The 21,838-nt window shown below is 51.9% G+C and carries 21 protein-coding genes; 1 reads left to right on the top strand and 20 read right to left on the bottom strand.

Annotated elements, in window-relative coordinates; translation table 11 throughout:
- Positions 1-82: 82 nt before the first annotated feature.
- From spoVT to yabG, 16 genes are all read right to left on the bottom strand, one after another.
- Positions 83-625 carry a stage V sporulation protein T gene (gene spoVT / locus AN477_RS06685; protein ID WP_054968380.1) on the bottom strand — a complete coding sequence of 181 codons (543 nt, stop codon included), beginning with the start codon at positions 623-625 and terminating at the stop codon, positions 83-85.
- Between the two features lie 312 nt (positions 626-937).
- Complete coding sequence (locus AN477_RS06680; RefSeq protein WP_054968379.1) at positions 938-1,972, bottom strand: peptidyl-prolyl cis-trans isomerase; 1,035 nt, start codon at positions 1,970-1,972, stop codon at positions 938-940.
- Positions 1,962-5,489 (bottom strand): transcription-repair coupling factor, encoded by a 3,528-nt coding sequence (gene mfd / locus AN477_RS06675; RefSeq protein ID WP_054968410.1) that lies wholly within the window; start codon positions 5,487-5,489, stop codon positions 1,962-1,964. Before mfd ends, AN477_RS06680 begins: the two co-directional genes overlap by 11 nt.
- Positions 5,490-5,720: 231 nt before the next feature.
- Positions 5,721-5,966, bottom strand: a complete 246-nt coding sequence (locus AN477_RS06670) for an anti-sigma-F factor Fin (protein WP_054968378.1) — start codon at positions 5,964-5,966, stop codon at positions 5,721-5,723.
- Positions 5,967-6,089: 123 nt separating this feature from the next.
- Positions 6,090-6,665 carry an aminoacyl-tRNA hydrolase gene (gene pth / locus AN477_RS06665; protein WP_054968377.1) on the bottom strand — a complete coding sequence of 192 codons (576 nt, stop codon included), beginning with the start codon at positions 6,663-6,665 and terminating at the stop codon, positions 6,090-6,092.
- Between the two features lie 115 nt (positions 6,666-6,780).
- Positions 6,781-7,725: a ribose-phosphate diphosphokinase gene (locus tag AN477_RS06660; protein WP_054968376.1), complete on the bottom strand. Its 945-nt coding sequence runs from the start codon at positions 7,723-7,725 to the stop codon at positions 6,781-6,783.
- Positions 7,726-7,728: 3 nt separating this feature from the next.
- Positions 7,729-9,129, bottom strand: a complete 1,401-nt coding sequence (gene glmU, locus AN477_RS06655; protein WP_054968375.1) for a bifunctional UDP-N-acetylglucosamine diphosphorylase/glucosamine-1-phosphate N-acetyltransferase GlmU — start codon at positions 9,127-9,129, stop codon at positions 7,729-7,731.
- Positions 9,130-9,370: 241 nt separating this feature from the next.
- Complete coding sequence (gene spoVG, locus AN477_RS06650) at positions 9,371-9,643, bottom strand: septation regulator SpoVG (RefSeq protein ID WP_054968374.1); 273 nt, start codon at positions 9,641-9,643, stop codon at positions 9,371-9,373.
- A gap of 198 nt (positions 9,644-9,841) precedes the next feature.
- Entirely contained in the window at positions 9,842-10,216 is a 375-nt protein-coding gene (locus tag AN477_RS06645) for a RidA family protein (RefSeq protein WP_054968373.1), read from the bottom strand.
- 28 nt (positions 10,217-10,244) lie between these two features.
- Positions 10,245-11,090, bottom strand: coding sequence for a pur operon repressor (gene purR, locus AN477_RS06640; RefSeq protein WP_054968372.1), 846 nt, complete (start codon positions 11,088-11,090; stop codon positions 10,245-10,247).
- Between the two features lie 36 nt (positions 11,091-11,126).
- Positions 11,127-11,975 (bottom strand): 4-(cytidine 5'-diphospho)-2-C-methyl-D-erythritol kinase, encoded by an 849-nt coding sequence (ispE, locus tag AN477_RS06635; protein ID WP_342668544.1) that lies wholly within the window; start codon positions 11,973-11,975, stop codon positions 11,127-11,129.
- Between the two features lie 90 nt (positions 11,976-12,065).
- Positions 12,066-14,717, bottom strand: coding sequence for a cyanophycin synthetase (gene cphA / locus AN477_RS06630; protein WP_054968370.1), 2,652 nt, complete (start codon positions 14,715-14,717; stop codon positions 12,066-12,068).
- Positions 14,714-15,556 carry a cyanophycinase gene (locus AN477_RS06625; protein WP_054968369.1) on the bottom strand — a complete coding sequence of 281 codons (843 nt, stop codon included), beginning with the start codon at positions 15,554-15,556 and terminating at the stop codon, positions 14,714-14,716. The genes cphA and AN477_RS06625 overlap by 4 nt, the downstream gene beginning before the upstream one ends.
- Positions 15,557-15,881: 325 nt before the next feature.
- Positions 15,882-16,067, bottom strand: a complete 186-nt coding sequence (locus AN477_RS06620; RefSeq protein ID WP_054968368.1) for a small, acid-soluble spore protein, alpha/beta type — start codon at positions 16,065-16,067, stop codon at positions 15,882-15,884.
- A 251-nt stretch (positions 16,068-16,318) separates the two neighbouring features.
- Complete coding sequence (gene veg, locus AN477_RS06615; RefSeq protein WP_054968409.1) at positions 16,319-16,594, bottom strand: biofilm formation stimulator Veg; 276 nt, start codon at positions 16,592-16,594, stop codon at positions 16,319-16,321.
- Between the two features lie 337 nt (positions 16,595-16,931).
- Positions 16,932-17,774: a sporulation peptidase YabG gene (gene yabG / locus AN477_RS06610; protein WP_211265968.1), complete on the bottom strand. Its 843-nt coding sequence runs from the start codon at positions 17,772-17,774 to the stop codon at positions 16,932-16,934.
- 213 nt (positions 17,775-17,987) lie between these two features.
- On the opposite strand from yabG, the gene AN477_RS06605 reads away from it, so the two are divergent.
- A complete protein-coding gene (locus AN477_RS06605; protein WP_054968366.1) occupies positions 17,988-18,854 on the top strand; it encodes a glycosyltransferase family protein in 867 nt (288 codons plus the stop codon).
- Here the strand turns inward: AN477_RS06605 and AN477_RS06600 are convergent.
- The 4 genes from AN477_RS06600 to AN477_RS06585 all read right to left on the bottom strand — a co-directional run bounded on the left by AN477_RS06600 (position 18,836) and on the right by AN477_RS06585 (position 21,822).
- Positions 18,836-19,324 carry a ribonuclease H-like YkuK family protein gene (locus AN477_RS06600; protein ID WP_054968365.1) on the bottom strand — a complete coding sequence of 163 codons (489 nt, stop codon included), beginning with the start codon at positions 19,322-19,324 and terminating at the stop codon, positions 18,836-18,838. The genes AN477_RS06605 and AN477_RS06600 overlap by 19 nt on opposite strands.
- A gap of 113 nt (positions 19,325-19,437) precedes the next feature.
- Positions 19,438-20,373 carry a 16S rRNA (adenine(1518)-N(6)/adenine(1519)-N(6))-dimethyltransferase RsmA gene (rsmA, locus tag AN477_RS06595; RefSeq protein ID WP_083486027.1) on the bottom strand — a complete coding sequence of 312 codons (936 nt, stop codon included), beginning with the start codon at positions 20,371-20,373 and terminating at the stop codon, positions 19,438-19,440.
- Entirely contained in the window at positions 20,324-21,049 is a 726-nt protein-coding gene (locus AN477_RS06590) for a ribonuclease M5 (RefSeq protein ID WP_083486026.1), read from the bottom strand. The genes rsmA and AN477_RS06590 overlap by 50 nt, the downstream gene beginning before the upstream one ends.
- Positions 21,046-21,822 (bottom strand): TatD family hydrolase, encoded by a 777-nt coding sequence (locus AN477_RS06585; protein ID WP_054968363.1) that lies wholly within the window; start codon positions 21,820-21,822, stop codon positions 21,046-21,048. The genes AN477_RS06590 and AN477_RS06585 overlap by 4 nt, the downstream gene beginning before the upstream one ends.
- Positions 21,823-21,838 lie beyond the last annotated feature (16 nt).

Here is a 21,838-nt window from a genome sequence, read left to right as displayed (position 1 = left end):
TTGGCAGGTCGGTTTTTGTTTCAAGGAATCAACGTTCCTTGGATATGTGGTTGTAACTGACTCGTTTTTGTCTTGTTTTGCGTTACTGCTCCATCTGTTTCGCCAGGAACCCTGCAGCGGTTTCGCAAAGCTTTGTTTCCAGTTCGCCCATTTTGATACCATCTTCGCGGGAAAGCAAGATGACGGACCCAATCGGATCGCCTGCGGCAATGATAGGTGCGATGACGCGGGAGGTAAACGTATCTGAGCGGTCCCGAACCACCGCATAATCACCTGCTGTCGCGTTAACCATGGTCTTTCGCTCTTCCATCGCTTGTTCGATGTCATCGCTGATGGGTTTCTCGAGGAATTCCTTCTTAGAAGCGCCTGCGACGGCTATCATAACGTCTCTATCCGTGATGATTGCAATATGCCCTGTGGCATCAGCCAAGGATTCAGCATACTCTTTCGCAAAGTCCCCAAGTTCGCCAATCGGCGAATACTTCTTGAGGATGACTTCTCCGTCTCGATCAACAAATATCTCTAAGGGATCTCCTTCACGGATGCGCAGCGTTCGTCGAATTTCTTTCGGGATGACAACACGACCGAGATCATCAATCCTACGTACGATGCCTGTAGCTTTCAATCCTTGTCCCACCTTCTCTAATTTATATCGCTGTCCTGAACACATTCACCTCACATTTCACTGCTTGAACATCAGGCATGTGAGTTCTGCCTGAATGCCCTGGTCCTTGACGTGCGGTTATTATGTGACTGCCCTCCGTTTCCTATACTTAGGAATCGGGTTTGGGAACTGACGGAATGCCCAGATTGATCCACGCGGCTCATCTGTCCGGATTCCATGGCGTGTCACACCGGTCCAACGTAAAAAAGACTGCCGAGCGCAGTATGCTCCGCAGTCTTTCCATCTCAATACGATTATCCGTGAGGGATTGAATCAGAGGTTACTGTCTGGTACCGTCTGTTTAATTTTTGCTGCCGTAACTGCCCCCTGATAAATCGCCTGTTCTTTCTGGTTTTGGAGCTGTGGCAGGAGAATCTGCTGTTGGATTTGGCCCTTGACCTCGGAGAAAGTCATCTGCTTGCGCTTGTCCACCCGAATCACGTGATATCCGTACTGTGTGTGGACGGGGTCGCTGATCTTGCCAAGCGGCAGGGTCTCGCAAGCCTTTGCAAACGGTGCGACAAAAGAGATGGCCAACTGATTGGCATAGGTGCCATGGTTCTGGGCTGCCCCTGGGTCCTGGGAATACTGGGACACAAGCTGCGTAAAATTGCCTCCTGCCTTCCACTTCTTTTCGACTTCTTGGGCGGTTTTCAGAGTGGAGACCAATATTTGGTCCACAGTCACTTGAACAAACCCTGCTTTGTTGTCGTTATAGTACTTCTGTGCTTGACTGTCAGAGACAGTGACGCTCTTCATCTGTTTGGTTAGATAATTCTGCAGGGCTTGTCCAGTTGCAGCGAGTCGAACCATATCGCCTTCGGTTACCCCGATCGACTTCATTTTAGCATCAAGCGCGGACTGTGTGGCGTATTGCTGGCCAACCATCTGCTGAAGCTGTTGAGCCGCTGCCTGGTTTGCCGTCGCTGCGTCCACCTGAAACCCGGGCTCTGCCTTGGCCTTGGCGTAGAGGTACTTATACCAGACGATGTAGTACGTCAGGAACGCCTTCTTCGACTCCTGAGACGCGAGACCTGGGAGAACTACCTGAAGATTGTATTGCTGGTCAAACTCCTGCTTCGTCAACGTGCCCCCAGCATACGTCGCCACTGCCTGCCCCGAATAGTTCGGAGTTGGCGGAATGGTTGCACTGACGGTGTTGTTGCCCACGCCATTCGTGACATTCCCTGAGCTCGTCACAGCCGCGTTATTGGCCGCCGAGGACGGCTGGTTCGATGCTCCGCAACCGGTAAGCAGGGTTGAGCCAAGCACCAAGGCAGCAGTCATGTGGACGAATTTACTTGGCAATCTGTTCGACCTCCTGTTTGACAATAAGAGCATCTCCGAAGGCTTCCAGGAAGCGAACTAACATCCGGCAAAGCTCCCTATCCGATAGTCCCTTCGTGCGAAAACTAATCTGAACCGTACCGTCAGTGCGCTTTCGGTACTCGCCTTTGTGCTGCAACACTGTCCCAAACAATACACCATGGTTAATGTTTGAGGTCGTTGCAGCGCGAACCCGAATCAGCGTCTCAGCCCCATGATTGGCAACGGTCTCAATCCCATACCGCGTTGCATAACTCTTCATGCGAGTCACGTCGAGGAGATTCAAAACCGGCTCGGGCAGGTCGCCATACCTGTCTTCAAGCTCTTCCTCCACGTCCGCCGCCGCCTCCTGGCTGCGAACAAACTTGAGCTTTTTGTACATCGCAATCTTCTGCGCGGGGTTCTGAATAAAGTCGTCCGGCAGGTACGCTTCGAGTGCAAGATCGATACTTGGTTCCGGCGCTGCCTTCTCCCGATCGCCGCGGATTTCCTTGACTGCATCTGCCAGCATATCGTTGTACAAATCAAAGCCAACCGAGTGAATAAAACCGTGCTGTTCCGCACCAAGCAAGTTCCCTGCCCCGCGAATGGCGAGGTCGCGCATCGCGATTTTGAACCCGCTGCCAAGTTCGGTGAACTCCTTAATCGCCTGCAACCGCTTTTCAGCAACCTCCGTCAGTACCTTGTCACGCTGATACATAAAGTAGGCATAGGCAATCCGATTGGAACGCCCTACACGCCCTCTAAGCTGATAGAGTTGCGCTAGGCCCAAACGGTCTGCATCGTGGACGAGCAGTGTATTTACGTTTGGAATATCAAGGCCTGTCTCAATGATGGTGGTTGTCACCAGGACATCAATATCGCCTTCGAGAAAGTCGAGCATGACGCGTTCGAGTTCCTCTTCCGGCATCTGCCCATGGGCAACAGCAATCCTTGCGTCTGGCACCAGTCGTGTAATCCGATCCGCCATCGAACGAATACTCTGAACCTGGTTATACAGGTAATAGATCTGTCCGCCACGGTTTAGTTCTCGTTCCAACGCTTCGCGAATCAGGCTCTCATTGTTCTCTACCACGTATGTCTGAACCGGAAATCGGTTTTCCGGCGGTGTTTCAATCACAGACAAATCACGAACTCCGAGCATCGACATGTGCAGGGTTCGCGGAATTGGCGTCGCAGTCAGCGTGAGGCAGTCAACGTTGGTCCGCATCTGTTTGATCCGCTCTTTGTGCGTGACGCCAAAACGCTGCTCTTCGTCCACAATCAGCAGACCGAGGTCTTTGAATTGGATTGACTTGTTCAGCAGCCGGTGTGTGCCGATGACGACGTCAACACTGCCGTCTTTCAGGCCCTTGACAATCGATGTCGACTCTTTCCGGCTCTTGAACCGACTGAGCACTTCCACGGTCACTGGAAAACCCGCAAACCGTTCTTTAAAGGTCTCGTAGTGCTGATGAGCTAGGATAGTCGTCGGTACCAAGACAGCCACCTGCTTACCGTCCATCACAGCTTTAAAGGCGCCGCGCAACGCGACTTCAGTTTTTCCGTACCCAACATCACCGCAAAGAAGTCTGTCCATGGGGCGAGACTGTTCCATGTCCTTCTTAATCTCGGTTATCGCCCGCATTTGATCTGGCGTCTCCTCATACGGAAACATCGCCTCAAAGTCTTTTTGCCAAGGCGTATCTTCAGAGAACGCAAACCCGGGTGTGGCTTGTCTCGCGGCGTACAGCTTTACCAGATCCTCAGCAATGTCTCGAACCGATTTTGACACCTTTTGCTTGACCCGATTCCACTCGTTCCCGCCAAGGTGATAGACTTTCGGCTGCTTGTCTTCCGATCCGATATAGCGCTGCACTTGATCGATTTGTTCCACCGGAACATACAAACTGTCATTGCCCGCATACTGCAGATGGAGGTAATCCTTGTGCTTCCCATCCACTTCGAGCGTTCGAATGCCCAGGTATTTACCAATTCCGTGGTTTACGTGCACAACATAGTCGCCTTCGTTTAATTCCTGATAACTTCGAATTCGTTCAGCATCCGACATCTCTGCGCGCACCCGGCGGCCCTTTTTTTGCGCTGAAAAGATCTCTGTATCGAGGATCATTGCCAGCCGAGTGAGCGGGAGTTCAAAGCCGGAGCTGAGTGTTCCCACACGAATGACTGGAATACCACCTTGCTGAGGTACATCACCGCGAGTGGAGTCGATCCGATAGTCCGTCAGAACCCGCTCCAGGCGGTCTCTTCGTTCTTCTGTTGCTGCCAGCAGTATTACTCGAGTCTGACTGTGCGAGAGTCGTTGCAGCTCGCTTTTGAGCACATTCATCTGTCCGTGGAATTGCTGCATCGACTTTGCCGTTGCGTTGACCACAAATGCGTAGCGGCTTGCACCTGCAGCCCTGGCAAATACCGTGAACTCAACCGCTGCGTGCCCCTTATGGTCCCATACAAGTTCGAACTTCGGTTCGGATAGTGCACCCGCAATCAGTTCTCCTCGCAGAAGTGCAGAGGAGATCCACTCACGCACCTCTTTCTCAATACCTCGTTGCCGCTCAGTCAAACGCGTAGGCTCGTCGAGAATGACCATTCCGTTGTCCGGGATGTAGTCCATCAGGCTGTCAACCGCGTCCTTAAGCAAATCGGTATATCGTAACTGGCCAAAAAACGGGGTGCCGGATGCAAACTTCCGAATATCCGCACCGACGGTGTTCTGCATACGATCGCGAACTTCAAGGTCGGTGATGGTTCGGACGCGTGCCTGCAGATGCTCCTCCAACTCGACGGCGACAGCCTCCATACGGCTTTGGGGAACAAGAAAATCAAACGCAGGTCCGACCTGAACCGTTTTTTGCTTGTCAAGCGATCTTTGAGTCGCCGCATCAAAGGTTCGAATGGAATCGACTTCCGTGTCAAACAGTTCGATTCGAATGGGGTGCTGTGCTGTAAGCGGATAAATATCGAGGATACCCCCGCGAACTGAAAATTGACCCCAGTTTTCAACGAGATCGACGCGCTCGTAGCCGGCGCGGACCAGCCATTCAATCTCTTCGCTCAAATTGACAGCTTTACCAACCTCAAACCGATGAATCAACTGTTTATAGAGTTGGCGTTTCATGACCGGCTGAACAGCAGAATGAATGGTGGCTACTACCACACCGCCCTCTGTGAGAGATAACAGAGACTGAAGTGCAAAGAGACGCTCCCCAATGACATCGCGACTGTAGGCCATCACGTCCGCGATGGCCAGCTCCCGTTCGGGATACAAAAATACCCTTTCATCTCCCAGAAACTCCTGTAAGTCATCAGCAACCTGTTGCGCTTCCGTTGTCGAGTGCGTAACAACGAGGGTGACGGTACCTGGATTTTTTGACTTGCGCATCATGTGTAAGGCTGCGTAATACAGGTGCCTGGAGCTTCCACTGAGACCGGTGATAAGTCCGTTGTGTCCCCCGCTGCGCAGGGAGGTCATCGCCCGCTGCAACTCCGGTTCGGACATGACCCATTGCACAAACTCGAACACGTTACCCCTCCTACAACCTGGACGAATCTCACACAGACTTGGAGGCTGTTCACCTTCCATGGCCTGTTGAGAGTCGCCGATTGCATATTCGGAAAATGACGACAGATCCGAAGTACGACGGCGCGCGTAAAAACCGCCCCGTTCCGGCCAAGGGCGGTTCCGTCGCCGTTATCCCGGCTCCGGTCACGTCAATTTTTCAAAACCTTATTATTGTAACAACTTACCTTCAACCAACAACTCTGGATGAGACTCTAAAGCCTGCTGACAATAGTCGCAAACGGTCTGCACGACCACCACGCCGTGTTCCCTATTATATGCCACGGATTCATTTCTCTCCACTGGAGTCAGGCTGGTCAGGCCGCAATTGAGTTCTACATCGTGTTCGTTCCACCCTGGCCTGTCCAAGGAACCGACAAAGTGGTTGCAATGCTTACACCAGTATTCTACGCGCATGAAACGTACGCCTCCCTCAGCAGGTGTCTAAACACCATTGCGCTGGTTCTCTCATTATTATGGGGGGGCGTCCTCCGTTCCATACGCTTTCTTGCAAGGCAACTGCAAGTTCGTTGTTGTGTCTTACGAAGGACTGGTGTTAAACCGATTCATCGCTAAAGAAAAACTGTTTTCAAGGGCAAAAACCACCGCATCTGATGCGCGCTCCACAACCGCGTCCACAAGCTTTCTGTCGGTTCGCGAGAAACTGCCAAGGACGTGATCAATCACAGTCCACTCTGGTGCCGGTCTGCCGATACCAATCCGCACGCGTGCAAATTCACTTGTCTGTATGTGGTTGATGATGGACTTAATCCCGTTGTGACCACCGGCACTGCCTTGCTGTCGCAAACGGAAGTTCCCGACGGCAAAGTCCATATCGTCGTAAATCACGATCAGGTCGTGTTCCGGCAATGCCTCCTGGTAAAACTGAAAAATCGCCCGTACAGACTCACCACTGTTATTCATATACGTTTGCGGCTTAACCAACAGTACCTTTTCCTGCCCGACTCGAGTCTCGGCGGACAATGCCTGCCACTGGTCCTTGGTGACGGAGACTCCCATCCTCTTGGCGAGCTCATCAACCACATCAAAGCCTACGTTATGCCTTGTGTGATGATATTTCAAACCTGGATTTCCCAACCCGACGACAACCTTCAATACCATCACCTCCGAAATCAAAGCGCGCAGGCACACCAACAGGGCCTGACAACTTCAGTTTCGTTGTCGGCCCTGAATTTACACGTTACTGAATTTCACGTTGCTGATAATTCGCCTAATCGAACAATTGACTGATCGACCGGTGGGTATGCACGCGCATCACGGCCTCAGCCATTAACTCCGCCACTGACAAGACCGAAATTTTATCGATCCGTTTTTCTGGCGGCAGAGCAATCGTGTTCGTCACGATGACCTCTTTAATGGGCGAGTTCTGAAGCTTGTCCACACCGTCTCCGGAAAGAACCGGATGAATGCAGCAGGCGTACACTTCTCGCGCACCACGATCCATCAGTGCCTTGGCACCGAGAGTAATCGTGCCCGCCGTATCAATCATATCGTCAATCAAGATTGCTGTTTTGCCTTGAATGTCACCAATGATATTCATGACTTCAGCCACATTTGCGTCAGGACGGCGTTTGTCGATGATGGCAAGAGGAGCACCCAGCCGCTCCGCCAAGGCGCGTGCGCGAGTGACTCCCCCCATGTCAGGAGACACAACGACAGGATTGTCGATATTCTTGGTCAGGAAGTAATTGGCTAGAATCGGCATTCCCACGAGATGGTCGAGCGGGATGTCAAAGAACCCTTGAATCTGCCCCGCATGCAAGTCCATACAGATCACCCGGTTTGCACCCGCGGTCTGCAGGAGGTTTGCGACCAATTTCGCTGTTATCGGGTCGCGTGCTCGAGCTTTGCGGTCTTGGCGTGCGTATCCGTAATAAGGGATGAGTACATTGATGGTCCGCGCAGATGCCCTTTTCAAGGCATCAATCATAATCAGCAGTTCCATCAGATTTTCGTTTACCGGAGCAGATGTGGATTGAACCACAAACACATTACACCCGCGTACGCTTTCTGCAAGGTTGATGCGTACCTCTCCGTCTTTAAACCGCATGACAGAACACTCGCCGAGTTCGACGCCAATATGGTCGGCAATCTCCTGGGCTAGTTGAGGGTTTGCATTTCCCGTAAAGATTTTTAACTCGCCATCAATGGACAATCCCTACGCCTCCTCGTCCCCTGAATCTTTATCCAATCGACTTTTTCGCCACGACTTCACGTAGTCGGCTTTGGTTACCTGTCGGTTTCTGCCGATCGCGAAACCATCTGTCGGAACCTCATCTGTAATCGTGGAACCTGCACACAGATAAGCACCTTCTCCAATCGACAGTGGAGCAATCAAGTTCACGTTCGATCCGACAAAACTGTCGTCACCGATAAGGGTTTGATGCTTTTCTTTGCCATCGTAATTCACAGTGATAACACCGCAACCAATGTTGACACGCTTTCCAACAGTGGCGTCACCCACATAGGCCAAGTGACTAATTTTGGTATCTTCACCAATTTTGCTTTTCTTAATCTCGACAAAGTCCCCAATTTTCACTCGAGCACCAATCTCTGAACCGGGTCTGATGTAAGCGAATGGACCCACTTGTGCAAAGCCTTCGATCAGACTGTCATAACCCACAGACTGCTCAACTTTCACGCGATCGCTTACGGTCATATTTACGAGCCTCGTGTTCGGGCCGATGATGCACTCGTCTCCAATGACAGTCTTTCCTTCTAGAATGGTTCCAGGATAGAGTATCGTGTCTCGTCCAATCGTCACGTCAAGGCCAATGTACGTGTGTTCAGGGTTCACAATCGTGACCCCTTCTCGCATCCACCTCTGACAAATGCGCACCCGCATCAGCCTTTCAACATCTGCGAGTTGCACAAGGTCATTGACGCTGGCGATCTCATCGACATCTTCGACCGGTAAAGCACACACGTGTTGACATTCTTCGCGAAGAATCGACAAAGTATCGGTAAGATAGTACTCACCTTGAGCGTTGTCCGGTTGCAGTCTCGCTAATGCTCGGACGAGATGGATTGTGTCAAATGCATAAATGCCTGTATTGATAAGATGGATATGCTTCTCGTCAGCGGTCGCATCCTTTTCTTCCACAACTCGAGTAACGTGCCCGCTGTCGTCAAGGATAACTCTGCCAAGGCCTTTCGGATTTGCTACATCAGCAGTCAAGACACAAGCTGCCGCTTGGGATTGCTCGCGTTCACTAAGCAATGCTGAAATCGTCTGCGCCCGGATGAGCGGTGCATCTCCGTACAACACGATCGTTGTCTCGACGTCCTGCCGAAGCAACGGAACCGCAGCCTGGACGGCGTGTCCTGTCCCGAGTTGCTCAGACTGGACAGCGATTTCTGCTCTTCCACCAATGGCCGCCTGTACGGCCTCTCGCTGTTGTCCTACAACAACAATGATTTGGTCAAGATCTAGCTGCTCTAGTTCATCAAGAATATGCAAGATCATAGGCTTCCCGCACACTTCGTGAAGGACCTTATGACGCTTTGATTTCATTCGAGTCCCAAGTCCTGCGGCCAGTACGATGGCGCTTCTTCCCACAACATCGCCTCCACAAAAACACTCTTATTCAGTGTAACGAACCCTGCATGGGTTTGCAATGAAGTGGTTATTTTAACCCGAGTGTTCCCACAAAACAATCTATTTTGGTAAACTCGACCGCAATTTCTCCGAGGATCGCAAAAAGGCTCGGACAGTTGTCCGAGCCCAATGCTCTTCTTGGGTTTCATCTGCTGAACCTTAAACGGAAAAGCACCGTCAAATTGCGGGATTGACGCAATATTCAGGCGCTGGGTTGCTCCACATCCGCCCTGTAATACTCATCCAGAACAGCCTCTTGAATTTTTTGACGTGTAGCTGAAGAAATTGGATGGGCAATGTCGCGAAACTCGCCATCTGGTGTTTTCTTGCTTGGCATCGCAACAAACATTCCATTATTCCCATCGATGACGCGGATGTCATGTACCACAAACTCACTATCAATTGTGATGGAAGCAATCGCCTTCATCCGACCTTCACTATTGACGCGACGCAGACGTACATCCGTTATTTGCATCACATTCACCACCCTTTGAGCAGATCACCGTTGATATACTGTTTTTCTATTCCACATTCATCGGAAAACTCCTTCCTTATCGTTTAAATTTTTCGAATTTGTTCAAAAAATATTTTAACACCTCACAGAAATTGAAAGGAAATTATAAAAAAAGACACCACGTCAAATCGCGGTGTCCCTCTCAATCCTAAACTCGTATCAGGCCTGGTAGGCGACGAGTTCGATCTCAACTTGAGCTCCTCGCGGCAACCCGGCAACCTGAACCGTTGAACGAGCAGGCCGGTGATCCCCAAAAAAGGTCCCATAAGCTTGGTTCACCTTATCGAAGTCAGCAAGGTTGGTCATGAAAATCGTCGCTTTGACAACATCGCTGCGGCCACACCCTGCAGCCGTCAAAACGGCGTCAAGGTTTGCAAGTACCTGAGTAATCTGATCTTCGATTGATCCTTCCACAAACGTACCATCCGCAGTGAGCGGGATCTGTCCGGATGTGTATACAAACTGCCCGATTTTCACTGCCTGCGCATACGGTCCAATTGCTGCCGGTGCTTGATTTGTCGAGATCTGTTCCATGACTTCCCATCCCCATTTCGGCACAATTTTATGGATTTGCCCGCATCTCACCTTTGTCTTGCAAAACCGCGTCTGACTGCATTACAGGGAGGACAATGGGCACTTTTCCCTCTTCGAGGTCAGAGACTTCAAACAATGCCTTATAGTCGGCTACCAGTTTCTCCTTCGGTTCCGTGGTGGCCGCGAATACTGCCGTTCCTACGACCGTTGCTTGAAACTCTGCCAACAGATGTACAACAGCCTTGCACGTGGCTCCCGCCTTCATAAAATCGTCGACGACAAGTGCACGGGCAAAATCTGGCATGGCCCGTTTGGAAATCGACATGCTTTGAATTCGTCGATTTGATCCGCTGACGTAGTGCACACTGACCACAGAGCCGTCAGTGACCCGGTGCTCACGTCGGACAATTGCGAGGGGACAGTTCAAATAGTGTGCGGTTGCAACCGCGAGGGGAATGCCCTTTGTTTCAACCGTCACGACGACGTTCACGTGACTGTCTGAGTAGGCTTCCGCAAACAGGCGACCGACGTTGTCAATCACCATCGGATCGCCCAGGATGTCTGACATGTAAATGAAACCGCCTGCCAGCATCCGAGACGAGTCCTCGAGACGACTGACCATATCTGCTGCAAAAGCAGTCCGTTCCGAAGCGGATAACCTGGGGATATAGCGAACGCCTCCGGCTGCCCCTGAGATGGTTTGAATGGTACCCTGTTCCAACCCCTCGAGAGCTTGCCTTATAAACGCGACATCTTCACTCAATGAAGACTTTGCGGCATTCAAAAGCCCCTGAACTCCTGACAGGGAAACGGCTTGATTTGGCCTGTCCAGCAGATGCTTAGTCAGCCCAATCAGACGCTCCGATCGCCTCATCCGTCCCCCCCCTTACTTGACGCGACTATACCATAATTAAATTAAACGGCACAAATAAACTTCCTTCATAAATCCGCGAATGGCGTTGTATGTTCGTTGTGCCCGGCGCATTGTCGGGGTGAGGATGAAGAGTGTCGGGCCGCTGCCAGACATATGTACAGGCTGACCGATAGTAGAAGACAGCCTGTCAGCGTATTCCTTGACTTCGGGATAGAGACGTTCCGCAGCGGGTCGCAAGCCGTTTGTAACAAGTCCGACAACCTGCTCAAAATCACAGCGCAGCAAAGCGTCGACCATCTGTTGACTGCGCGGCTGTTCTGACATGTTGTCCCTCGTAAGCGCTCCATAAACATCTGCAGTCGAGACGAAGATCGGCGGGCGCACAATAATCGCCCAAGCCTTCAAGTTATGTCGAAAACGCGTCAACTGCTCACCGCGCCCCTTTGCCACAGCAGAACCGCCGTACACGCAGAAAGGCACATCCGATCCGATGGATGCGCCCATTTCTGCAAGCTTATCGACAGAATACCCCGTATCAAACAGCCGATTCAAGCCGCGAAGCACTGCAGCCGCATCCGAAGAACCTCCGGCAAGCCCTGCGGCTACAGGTATGTTTTTCTCAAGCGTGATCGTCACTCCAGATGTAATCTGTGCAGTCTGAAGAAATTTTTGTGCAGCCACATACGCCAGATTCCGGTCATCCAACGGAATGTTAGAAGCCCCTGAATCCAGGTGTATTCCTGATTCTTTAACGTCCATCCAAATTAAATCCGACAGGTCCACGGTCTGCATAACCATGTCGACCTCATGGTATCCATCTGGGCGCTTCCTGAGAACGTCCAGGGTCAGGTTAATTTTTGCATATGCGCGTTCGACCAGCACCATCCCACCTCAAATCCACTATAAGCATGCGGCGAGATAGACCTGTCGTCAAGTCACCAATAACAAAGAAGTTTGATGACTGTGGAACTTGGGCTACAGCGGCAATGCAACACTCTGCGAGACGACTCTGAACGGTGCCTCTGTCACGACTCCGCCAGCGGCAAGCACTGTCTGTTCAGCCGCTTTCAATCGTTCGTAGAACAATACCACGATATCCCCCTGCACTGCGGTCTGCATCGCCTTACTTAGGGCCTCTGTTTCTGCCAATACCACGTACACAGGCTTGTGCGGTGCGTGCTTGTTAATCTCAACGCGAAACAACTCCGCTACCTCGCCTGGCGTACGTCCTCGTTTATCCACATCTTCTTTGACGTATAGCTCATCGAAGATCTCTGCTGCCTGTGCTGCACTTTCACGGATCATGGTGTTATTCCGGTCTCCCGGCACACCAACAACGCCCTTCAGGCGGTTGTGCGGAACCCTTTTGAGCCATTCGCCCACCCTGCGAAACCCGTCTGGGTTATGCCCATAGTCAATGATCACGTGCGCACCGCTTGGAAGCTGGAATACCGTACACCGCCCCGGGTTGTTTGCAGACGCCTGAAAACTGGACATCCCCCGTGCGATTTGTTGACGTGTGCAACCCATCGCGCGCAGTGCGGATACCGCAGCAAGCGTGTTCTCAACCTGAAAACCGGCGGTACCTCCCATCGTGATCGGCACCTCTCCAACCGGCATAATCTGCCACGTCAAATTCCCTCTTGCTTCAATCAACCAACCGCCCGATGTATAAAAGCCGGTTCCCCCAAGCGCTAGATGTCGGCATAGAACGGGATTCTTCTCGGACATCGCAAAGTAGGTGATCTTTGCCCGGAATCTGGTTGACAAGCTGACCAACCTAGGATCGTCTGCATTTAGGACAACGGTTCCATCCTCAGACACGCACTCACCGACGAGCGACTTGACGTGCATCAGGTCCTCTACCGTATCAATGCCGTCTTGCCCGAGGTGATCCGGTGTGATGTTGGTTAACACGGCAACATTCGCCTTATCGTAAGCGAGCCCGCCTCGGACAATTCCACCGCGCGCCGTCTCGAGCACGGCCACTTCCACAGCGGGATCGGACAATACCATTCGTGCACTGGCTGGTCCGGTCATATCCCCTTCGGCAATCTGTCGTCCATCGATCCACACACCACTCGTTGTCGTCATTCCGACTGTTTTTCCGGTATCTCCGAGAACGTGTGCAATCAAGCGGGTAGTTGTCGTTTTGCCGTTCGTGCCAGTAATGGACACGATGGGGATCCGCCCGTTGCGATGTGGACCAAACAGACTGTTGATAATGGCTTGTGCCACTGGTCTCGGGCTGCCAAAGGAAGGGTGATGGTGCATACGGATGCCCGGAGCCGCGTTGACCTCAATAACGTAACAGTTGTTCACCTCGCCAAGTGGTTGGTCGTCAGACACAACCATGTCGATACCGCAGACATCCAACCCAATCACTCGGGCTGCTCGCTCAGCAACGAGTCGGATGGCATCAGGAACCTCATCTGTTACGTCAATGGCCTGTCCACCTGTGGACAGGTTCGCGCTCTCTCTGAGCAATATGCGCTCGCCGCAGGCAACAACACTTTGCAGAGACAGTCCCTGTTTACGCAGCGTATAGCGCACGACGTCGTCCACGATGATTTTGGTCAGGGGTTTTTCATGACCGTTGCCACGCAGCGGATCCGAATTCGCTCGATTGATGAGCGCTTCAACGGTGCTTTCACCATCACCGTAGACCATCGCTGGAAGGCGTTCACTTGCTGCAACAAACTTGCCATCGACAACTAAACAACGGAGGTTACGACCGGGAATGTGGCGTTCCACAATCACCTTTCGGCAGTAAATTGCCGCCGTTCGGTAGGCCTCTCGGACCTCCTCGTCAGTCGTCAGGTTCAGGGACACACCACGTCCTTGATTTCCATCAAGCGGTTTTACTACCACAGGGCCGTGGAAAAGCCGAAATTCAGACACAGCCTCATCCTCGTCATATGCAATACCTCCGTCAGGAACTGGCACGCCTGAATCGTAAAGGATACTCTTTGTCATTTGTTTATCGCATGCGATATCTACAGCAAGCGCTGAAGTATTTTGCGTGATGGTCGCCTCAATCAACTTCCGTTCACGACCCCATCCCAGTTGAACAAAGCTGCCGTTCCCGCGTCGCCAAACCGGTATGCCCTTTGACAGGGCTTCGTCGACAATCGCCTTCGTGCTCGGCCCCAGGGCAGTCCGGGCAAGCACGGATTCTGCCTCACCAAGAATTTCTCCAATCGGCATCGGGATTGCCCCGTCGAGCAGCGCTTGAACCAGGTCCTGCGCTCGTTCGAGCAAAAGTTTCTGGCACGGGAACTCACGACACTCAATAATGATGTCGTAGACACCGTCAGGTCCGACATAGACGGTTTTACCGTAATGAATATCAAGCCCGCACAAGGTAGCGAGTTCGATAGCAGTGTGTTCCACAACGTGCCCAAAGTACGTTCCACCGTATAAGCGTTCGACGAATCCGCCCGGCCGTCCCTTCGCACAGTGATGCTCGTGAAGACCAGGCAGTAACTGCAACAGTTTGTCCGAAAATCCCTCAAACTCAACTGTCTCTTGATTGGTTAACTCCTCTAACTCCATCCGAGCCATTAAGATCGGTTTATAAATATATAGATTCGGTCCATCAAGGTGACGCACCGATGTGATTCTCATTTCGTCAACTCCTTGTTGTGGTTGGCTTCCCATTGACTCCAGTCTGTAATGGCGGTTCGATTGTGAAGATCGAACCCATAACCATCCGGCAGTATGTGGAGTTGAATTCCGCATAGCGCCAGGGACTCATCCCTTTCAACAGAGTCAAGATTGGAATGCGTCAAGACACCTGCGTCAACAACACTCACTGCGCCTCGACCGAGTACGCGGAAATGCTGCCCTTCAACAATCACAGCCGTGTCCTCGTCAATACCCAATCCCAGATGATGCGGGTACTGGGCCACTGCAGACACCAGCCTGCCGAGCCTCCCACGCTGTGCGAAATGCTGATCAATCACCGCACCCTCCATAAACTCCATGCCAGGTGCCATGTTGACAACGCATATCCGAGGATTGGTTTCGGACTCTCCGTCCACAATCATGGTCGAAGACATCATTGAAGCACCTGCGCTCGTACCGCCAAGCGGGGTTCCGTTTCTGAGTGCATCGTGAATCGCCGCATCAATTCTCGTTCCTCCGAGAAGCTTTGTAATTCGAAGTTGGTCGCCTCCCGTGAAGAAAATGCACGATGCATCGCGAACGAATTCAACTGCGCTGTCGCGATTTGCTGCGTCTCGAGATGATACATCAAATGTACGGACATCTTCTGCGCCGAGTTTCTTGAACACTTCTACATAGTCCATTCCCACCTCAATCGGCAACTTTGTAGCAACAGTCATAACCAGTACCCTGGCCTGGCGTCCTCCGCCCAGCCTGAGAAACTCCCGGAGAATCCTGCACTCGCCTTTCTTGTCTTCGGCACCCCCGATAATGACAAGGGGTCCTGATTGACCATGCACCGAGTGTTTCCCTCCTCGCTCGTGATCGGCCGCTGTTCAATCGACCGCACTGACTTGACGCACAGAATTTCTGTACGAATTCCGGATGAATTTTTACTGTTTTCTTCCCCAACTTACGGGGCCTCACAGGACGCGAAACAAAAAGATACACATCGCGAATAGGATTTCCCAATCAACCGCACCCATATACTATTTTCCAGTGATGTCCAACCCACGCATTGGGATTCGTTTCTCACCCGGGAGCCGGCGCATTGTAGCCCTGAGGCTAACAAAAGAGACCGGGGGATCTCCCCGGCCAGGCCGACAATCGTGGAATTGGTTTTGCTTACTTGGAACCACCTTGTTCAGCCAAGGCTTGTTCCGCAATTTCGATGGCGCGTTTGACCATGTTGCCAGCGTCACGAGTAGTGATTCCACCCCAACCTTCGGTTTTTACGGTGTCGTAAAATCCCAACTCCTTAGCAAGCTCCATTTTCAGCGCATCAGACATGGTTCCGCCACGTCGACCCATCGCAGAATTCCTCCTTCGTATGTCGGCCTTCACCTAGTATGGTGCGGTGCTGCCGTATCAAAACAGGAACTCTTATCCATCGAAACCTGTCATTCCCGGGCTCTGAGCGGTGGAGAAATGACGTTCACTGTTCTTTACAAGTCCCGTCGTATGTATCGGCGTTTTCACGTAATACCCTCTACAACAAAAACAAAACGGCGACACACACGATGGTGGTCGCCGCTAAAATAATTGCTGTATTCAGCTCTGCTTTAGTTTTCTGTGTACGTCACGCGCACGTTCGAGCCATCTTTGCAAAGCATTAATTCGACGGTTTCCGTCAAAACATCCGCGTAACTGTAGGAAACTCGCTTAAACGAACCGTCCGGGGGATCCAGTTTTACCACGAACACTGAGGGGTATGTTTCTTCTAACACGCCCATCCGTTCAATGGTTTTTCTCCTGCCTCCATTTGCGCGCAGCAGAACCTTTTCTCCAATCAAGTCGTCTAAACTTCTCTTGATGTCGTGGAGCGCATTTCTTGGCAACACACACCACCTCTTTCCGGATATTAGTGTACCACGGATAGAGGGTCTTTGTCAACGAAAGGCATTATTATAACAACGCCTTATTTTCATTGTCAATGATTTTTATGCATATTTCTTGGAGAACTGAGAAACCGTCACGAATGACTGCCGAATTCAGTCCATTTTTGTCGAAAAATGAGCTGTTTTGTGACTTCGCTCCCCTCGTTCACACCGCTTAGCGATACTCCAAATGGACTGCATCAAACACCATCGGCCTCCGTCAATTTGGCACGGACAGATCGACACATGATTCCTATCGGGTTACCCGAACCGAGTCCAAAACGTTCTGACAGGCAGACTAATAAATGGCTTTCGGCAGACCGATCCGATACTTGCCCCTCGATTCCAGTCCCCCAATCCCGTCCGTCCCTGTAAATGTCGAACGGACCACATCGTAAACGTTGACCGTCTCATTAATCGGAGTAAATGCGATTTTCTCTGCAATAAACACCGGGTCAAGTGCGTGAATCATAATTCGCTGTGGTGAGCTGGCAAAATTTGCCCCAGCCTCCAAGATGGCCTCGAAGTGAGACTGGCATGCACCTGCAATAATCACGAGATCGTCCATGCTTCTCGAGTATTTCCTTGCTGCAGTAACGGTTTTCACGAAGTGGGCTGAGTTTCTATAGTTATATAGGTCCGACAGGTCCTTTCCCTTTCGGATGACACCGTCGTGTCCAGTAATGATGAGAATGTCCGGGTCATATTGTTGGAGCAGACCGGTTACTTGCGAAGGCATTTGAGATTCATGAACATGTTGTCCAATTGCCCGGATCCCAAGCTCTTTGTACATGTTCAAGCACTTATTCAAGTAAGATCCGTCCCCGTCTAGATGAAGAACACGGCCGGGCCTTTCAAAAAAATCAGGTTCTGATTGGAACCGCGCTTCCTTGCGCAAAGATCGTTTTTCCTGTTCCATCTCCCGCCTTGATTGGACAAGGCGAAGACACTCACTCTCCGCACGGACGCGTTTTTCGGCAAACTTCTGCTGCTCGACCTCTGTGACTTCGACCAGGTCGGAAAAAGGAGAATCCGCCATCAGACGGACGTCAACGCCCTTCAAAATGGCTGTTTCAGAGTCTTCATCTATTTCGATGATGACGAAGCAGACGTCACTCCCATAAGAGCTGCGCGTCACCATGTCACCTTGCTTCCACAAGTTTGAATCCCTCCCCGGGTGAAGCCTTCACCCCACAGCATATGTCCTTGCGTTAGGCTGCGTGACGGAGGCTTTCAGCGGATGCGGGAGTGCGCAAAAGGTGGCACTCATGCGAGTATGTGAATCTGAAAAGACATGCGTGCGTGAAAAGGAAATGCTGAAAGCCTCATATGAGGAAAGAAAGGTGTGTAAAGAGTGCGTACGATAGCCGTGATTCCCGCTCGCAACTGCGAGCGTTCTATCGCAAATGTCCTTCGTCAGGTTCACAAAGCGGGGATTCAACAGTCTGTAGTGGTCGTCAATGGCAGCATCGACAAAACTGCCAACGCGGCTCGAGACACAATCAATACACTTAGTCTCCATGCGTGGGTATGTGACCTCGCAGATCCACTGGGACCTGATGTGCCGAGAGCACTTGGTGTGCTTTACGCGCTGCGCTTACGTCCGACAGACCTGTGGGACTCATGTGTGATTGTCGATGGGGACTGGGAGGGCTCATTTGGCAACAATTTGGCCCGCTACATCAGAACGGCCAGTGTACGCGGCCTTGACGTGGCTTGGCCGGGTGAAGGGACTCGGAGGATAGATGACGTAGGCGAAACAAGCGGTGTGATCTCCCGAAGACAACTGCAATCAGACATAACCATTTGGAACGAGGCTTTGAAGAGCATTGCTCCATCGCTTAAGGGAGCCTGTCCGTCAAGGGCACCTCTGTGGATTAGCCGCCGTATTTGCGCAACCATCTCACCCTTACTCCTCTGCCACCCAGGTTTATGGATGGCACAGTGCGTGCTGGTGTCTCAGTCGCCACAAGATTCCGGGATCTCCCTCGGCGTGATTGATTTCGATGCTCGTTGGCTGGGCAATCCAACAAGGTCGCGAGGGCATCAGGAATTGATGCAAGACACCCTGATTGGAGACGCCGTTGAAGGTGTCGCGGCGTTGACAGGCCAACGACAGACCCGTGAGTGGAACGGCAGACTTCGAATCGGCTATCACGCCGATAGAGACATCGAGTTCCTCAGACAGTGGTCAGCATCCATTCAACCGTGCTTTGTGTAACGATCGGCCACTTTCGATGCCCCGTACGCATCCGGCTTAATTTTTGCCTCGTAGCCACTGGAGGTGATCCAGGAAACAATCTCACGTACGACCTGCTTGGTTGCTCCTTGCTCGCCGATATCCAAGTGGACCTCAATCGACCACGTCTTCTCTGACGTATTCAATTTTTCTGAAAGCAACCCGCCAATCTGCAACGAGTACGCGGCCTCCGTCATCATTCGCTGCCGTAACGCGTAGGTATGGTGATGTTGTTCACGGTGGACATAGTACCGTCCGCCTTTGCCCACATGGTGAACAATGATTGCGGTCACAAATGTCACGGAGTGACTGGCCGGCTTTGGCTGTGAGTCAGTACCAACCATGATGCGAAACTCGTTGTCCTCAGATCCTTCAACCTCACAGAGTACGTCTTCGACGACCTCGTCCAATGTCAACAGCCCTTTTGAAGGACTATAGAACGTCCAGGTCATGGACAGGACTCCCTTCTCGGTACGCTGTTAGTATATGCAAAACTTGTGCCGACAACAGTTCGTCTATCGATGCATCGTGAATTCAGGCTTGGATTGGTTCGAGTTGGACGGTACTATGGCGTATATTCTTTGTTGCTGTGGAGTTTTTCATAAATCGCTGACGTCAATCGAGCAAACTCATCGAGCGAAAGTGTTTCGCCGCGGCGCCTTGGTTCAATCCCGGTGCACAGTAAAAGATGTTCGCAATCGGGTTTAGTAAAACCAAAGCTGTGGGATAGGTTGTTCAGGAGGGTCTTCCGGCGCATCGCAAAGCCGGCCCTGACAACTCGGAAAAACAGCGTCTGGTCCGGCACGATAACTGCAGGTTGCTTGCGCACGCGCAGCCGAACGACCTCGGACTCCACGTTCGGTGGCGGGATAAACGCACCTGGGTGAACCCGCAACACCTTATCTACTTCTGCATAATATTGTACCGCAACGCTGAGCGCTCCGTAGTCTTTTGTGCCAGGACCTGAGACTAGGCGGTCTGCCACCTCTTTTTGCACCATAACGACGACGTTATGCAGCGGAACACCTGATTCAAGCAGATGAAACAGAATCGGTGTTGTCACATAATAAGGGAGGTTGGCCACTACAGAGACCCTGGCGCAGTTCGAAAACTCATTCCAGACTTCGTTCAGATTTACATCAAGGACATCCGCATAAACCACTTTGACGTTGTTTAGTCCAGCGAGCGATGTATCAAGCACAGGTGCCAAAGCCCGATCCTTTTCGACGGCAACAACCTGCGTCGCTTGCTGTGCTAAAACCTGCGTTACGACCCCGGCTCCAGGACCGATTTCAAATACACCATCACCAGGAATCAAATCTGCTGCGTCAACGATCCGTTCAAGCACTCTCGCGTCAACGAGAAAGTTCTGGCCCAGTTGCTTTTTAAACTGAAAACCGTGTGTCTGAAGGAGCTCTCGCAGGCTCGATAAGCGTGCAAGGTCAATCTGGTCACTCACGTTCTGCCCCCTCCTTATCCGGCCGGTCTGCAGACTCGGCATTCGAATCTGCGGCATCATCCAAGTTTACGCTGGAACCTGGCAGGCCCTCGGATGGCTGCCAAATTTCCAGTTGTTTCAGAGCTTGTTCAAATTCCACCCGGTCAACTCCGAGGACATTCAGTTTTCTTAAGAATGCTTTGGCATTTCCATACCCGATGCCTAGCACCTCGCCCACACGCTGACGTCTCGCCGCGGCTTCAGGGTGATGAATTAGACCAGCCTCGATCAAGTCAAGGAGTGTAAACGGCACTGTGGGTTCCCCAGTGCCGTTGCCAGCTGCATTGTTACGTGCGGTGTTCATCCCGGGTACATTTAGGTCCGCTGCAGTTAAAACCGTCGGTCGTGCATGTTCAAGTGCTTGCAAAATTGCCTCATCTGAAGCGTGCTCGACACCGACTGCCCGATGTGATGTGGCGAGTGCTTTCGGAACAAATGCATGCTTGCAGCCGGGCAGATGCGGTTCCATGCGGCGTCGGATGCGTTCTCCAGGCCCATCGGGATCGGTGAAAATAATCACCCCGCGCTTCCGTGCGGCACGTTGTAACTCGGAAATCAGGTGACGCGCGATGCGGTCACCTCCGAGTACCCAGATGTCTGCATCTGCAACCCGTTCTACGGCCTGCTTATCATGCAGCCCTTCAACGACGATAATTTCCCGGATTCTAATCCGAGTCATGCGTTTGCCCCGATCCGCTGAAACATTGAGAGTGCATTCTTCATCGTAATGGCTGCCAGCTCTTCAACCGATTGTCCCCGTAACTCAGCGAGCTTCTCCGCCACGAGGCGCACTCGGGCAGGCTCATTGCGCATACCTCGAAGAGGGTGCGGAGACAGATAGGGAGAGTCAGTTTCCACAAACAGCGATTTTTCAGGGATTTGCGTGGCTGTCTTTTGAACATTGACTGCATTCTTAAATGTTACCGGGCCGCCAAACGAGATGTAAAACCCCTGCCGAATACACTGCATCGCGGTCTCATAACTTCCTGTAAAACAGTGCATGACACCAGTGACCGCAGCCGGAGCTTCCTCAACCATACGCACTGTATCTTCTGTCGCGTCCCGGTTGTGAATAATGATGGGTAGTCCGGTTTCGTTTGCCAGATTGATCTGCGCGGCAAACACTTCTTGCTGGTACGGCCTCGGTGCTACATCCCAGTAATAATCAAGTCCAATTTCGCCTATGGCCACAACCTTTGGATGGGATGTCAATGTGCGAATTTCATCAAGCGCACTGTCCGACAAGTCTGCGAGGGATTCTGGATGAATCCCAACCGCGGCGTAGACGCCCGCAAATCGCTCAGCTAAGCGAATGGCGCGCTCCGATGATGGCACGTCCACGCCGGGTACCACAATGTGGGTGACCCCGGCTTCACGTGCCCGCTCGAAGACCTCTTCGATGTCATCTTTAAACTGCGCGTCATTCAGGTGACAGTGGGTATCAAATAACACCGGACCGTTCACCTCC

It is taken from the genome of Paenalicyclobacillus ferrooxydans, assembly GCF_001399675.1.
Classification (GTDB): domain Bacteria; phylum Bacillota; class Bacilli; order Alicyclobacillales; family Alicyclobacillaceae; genus Alicyclobacillus_B; species Alicyclobacillus_B ferrooxydans.
This window is presented reverse-complemented; position numbering and strand designations above follow the sequence as displayed.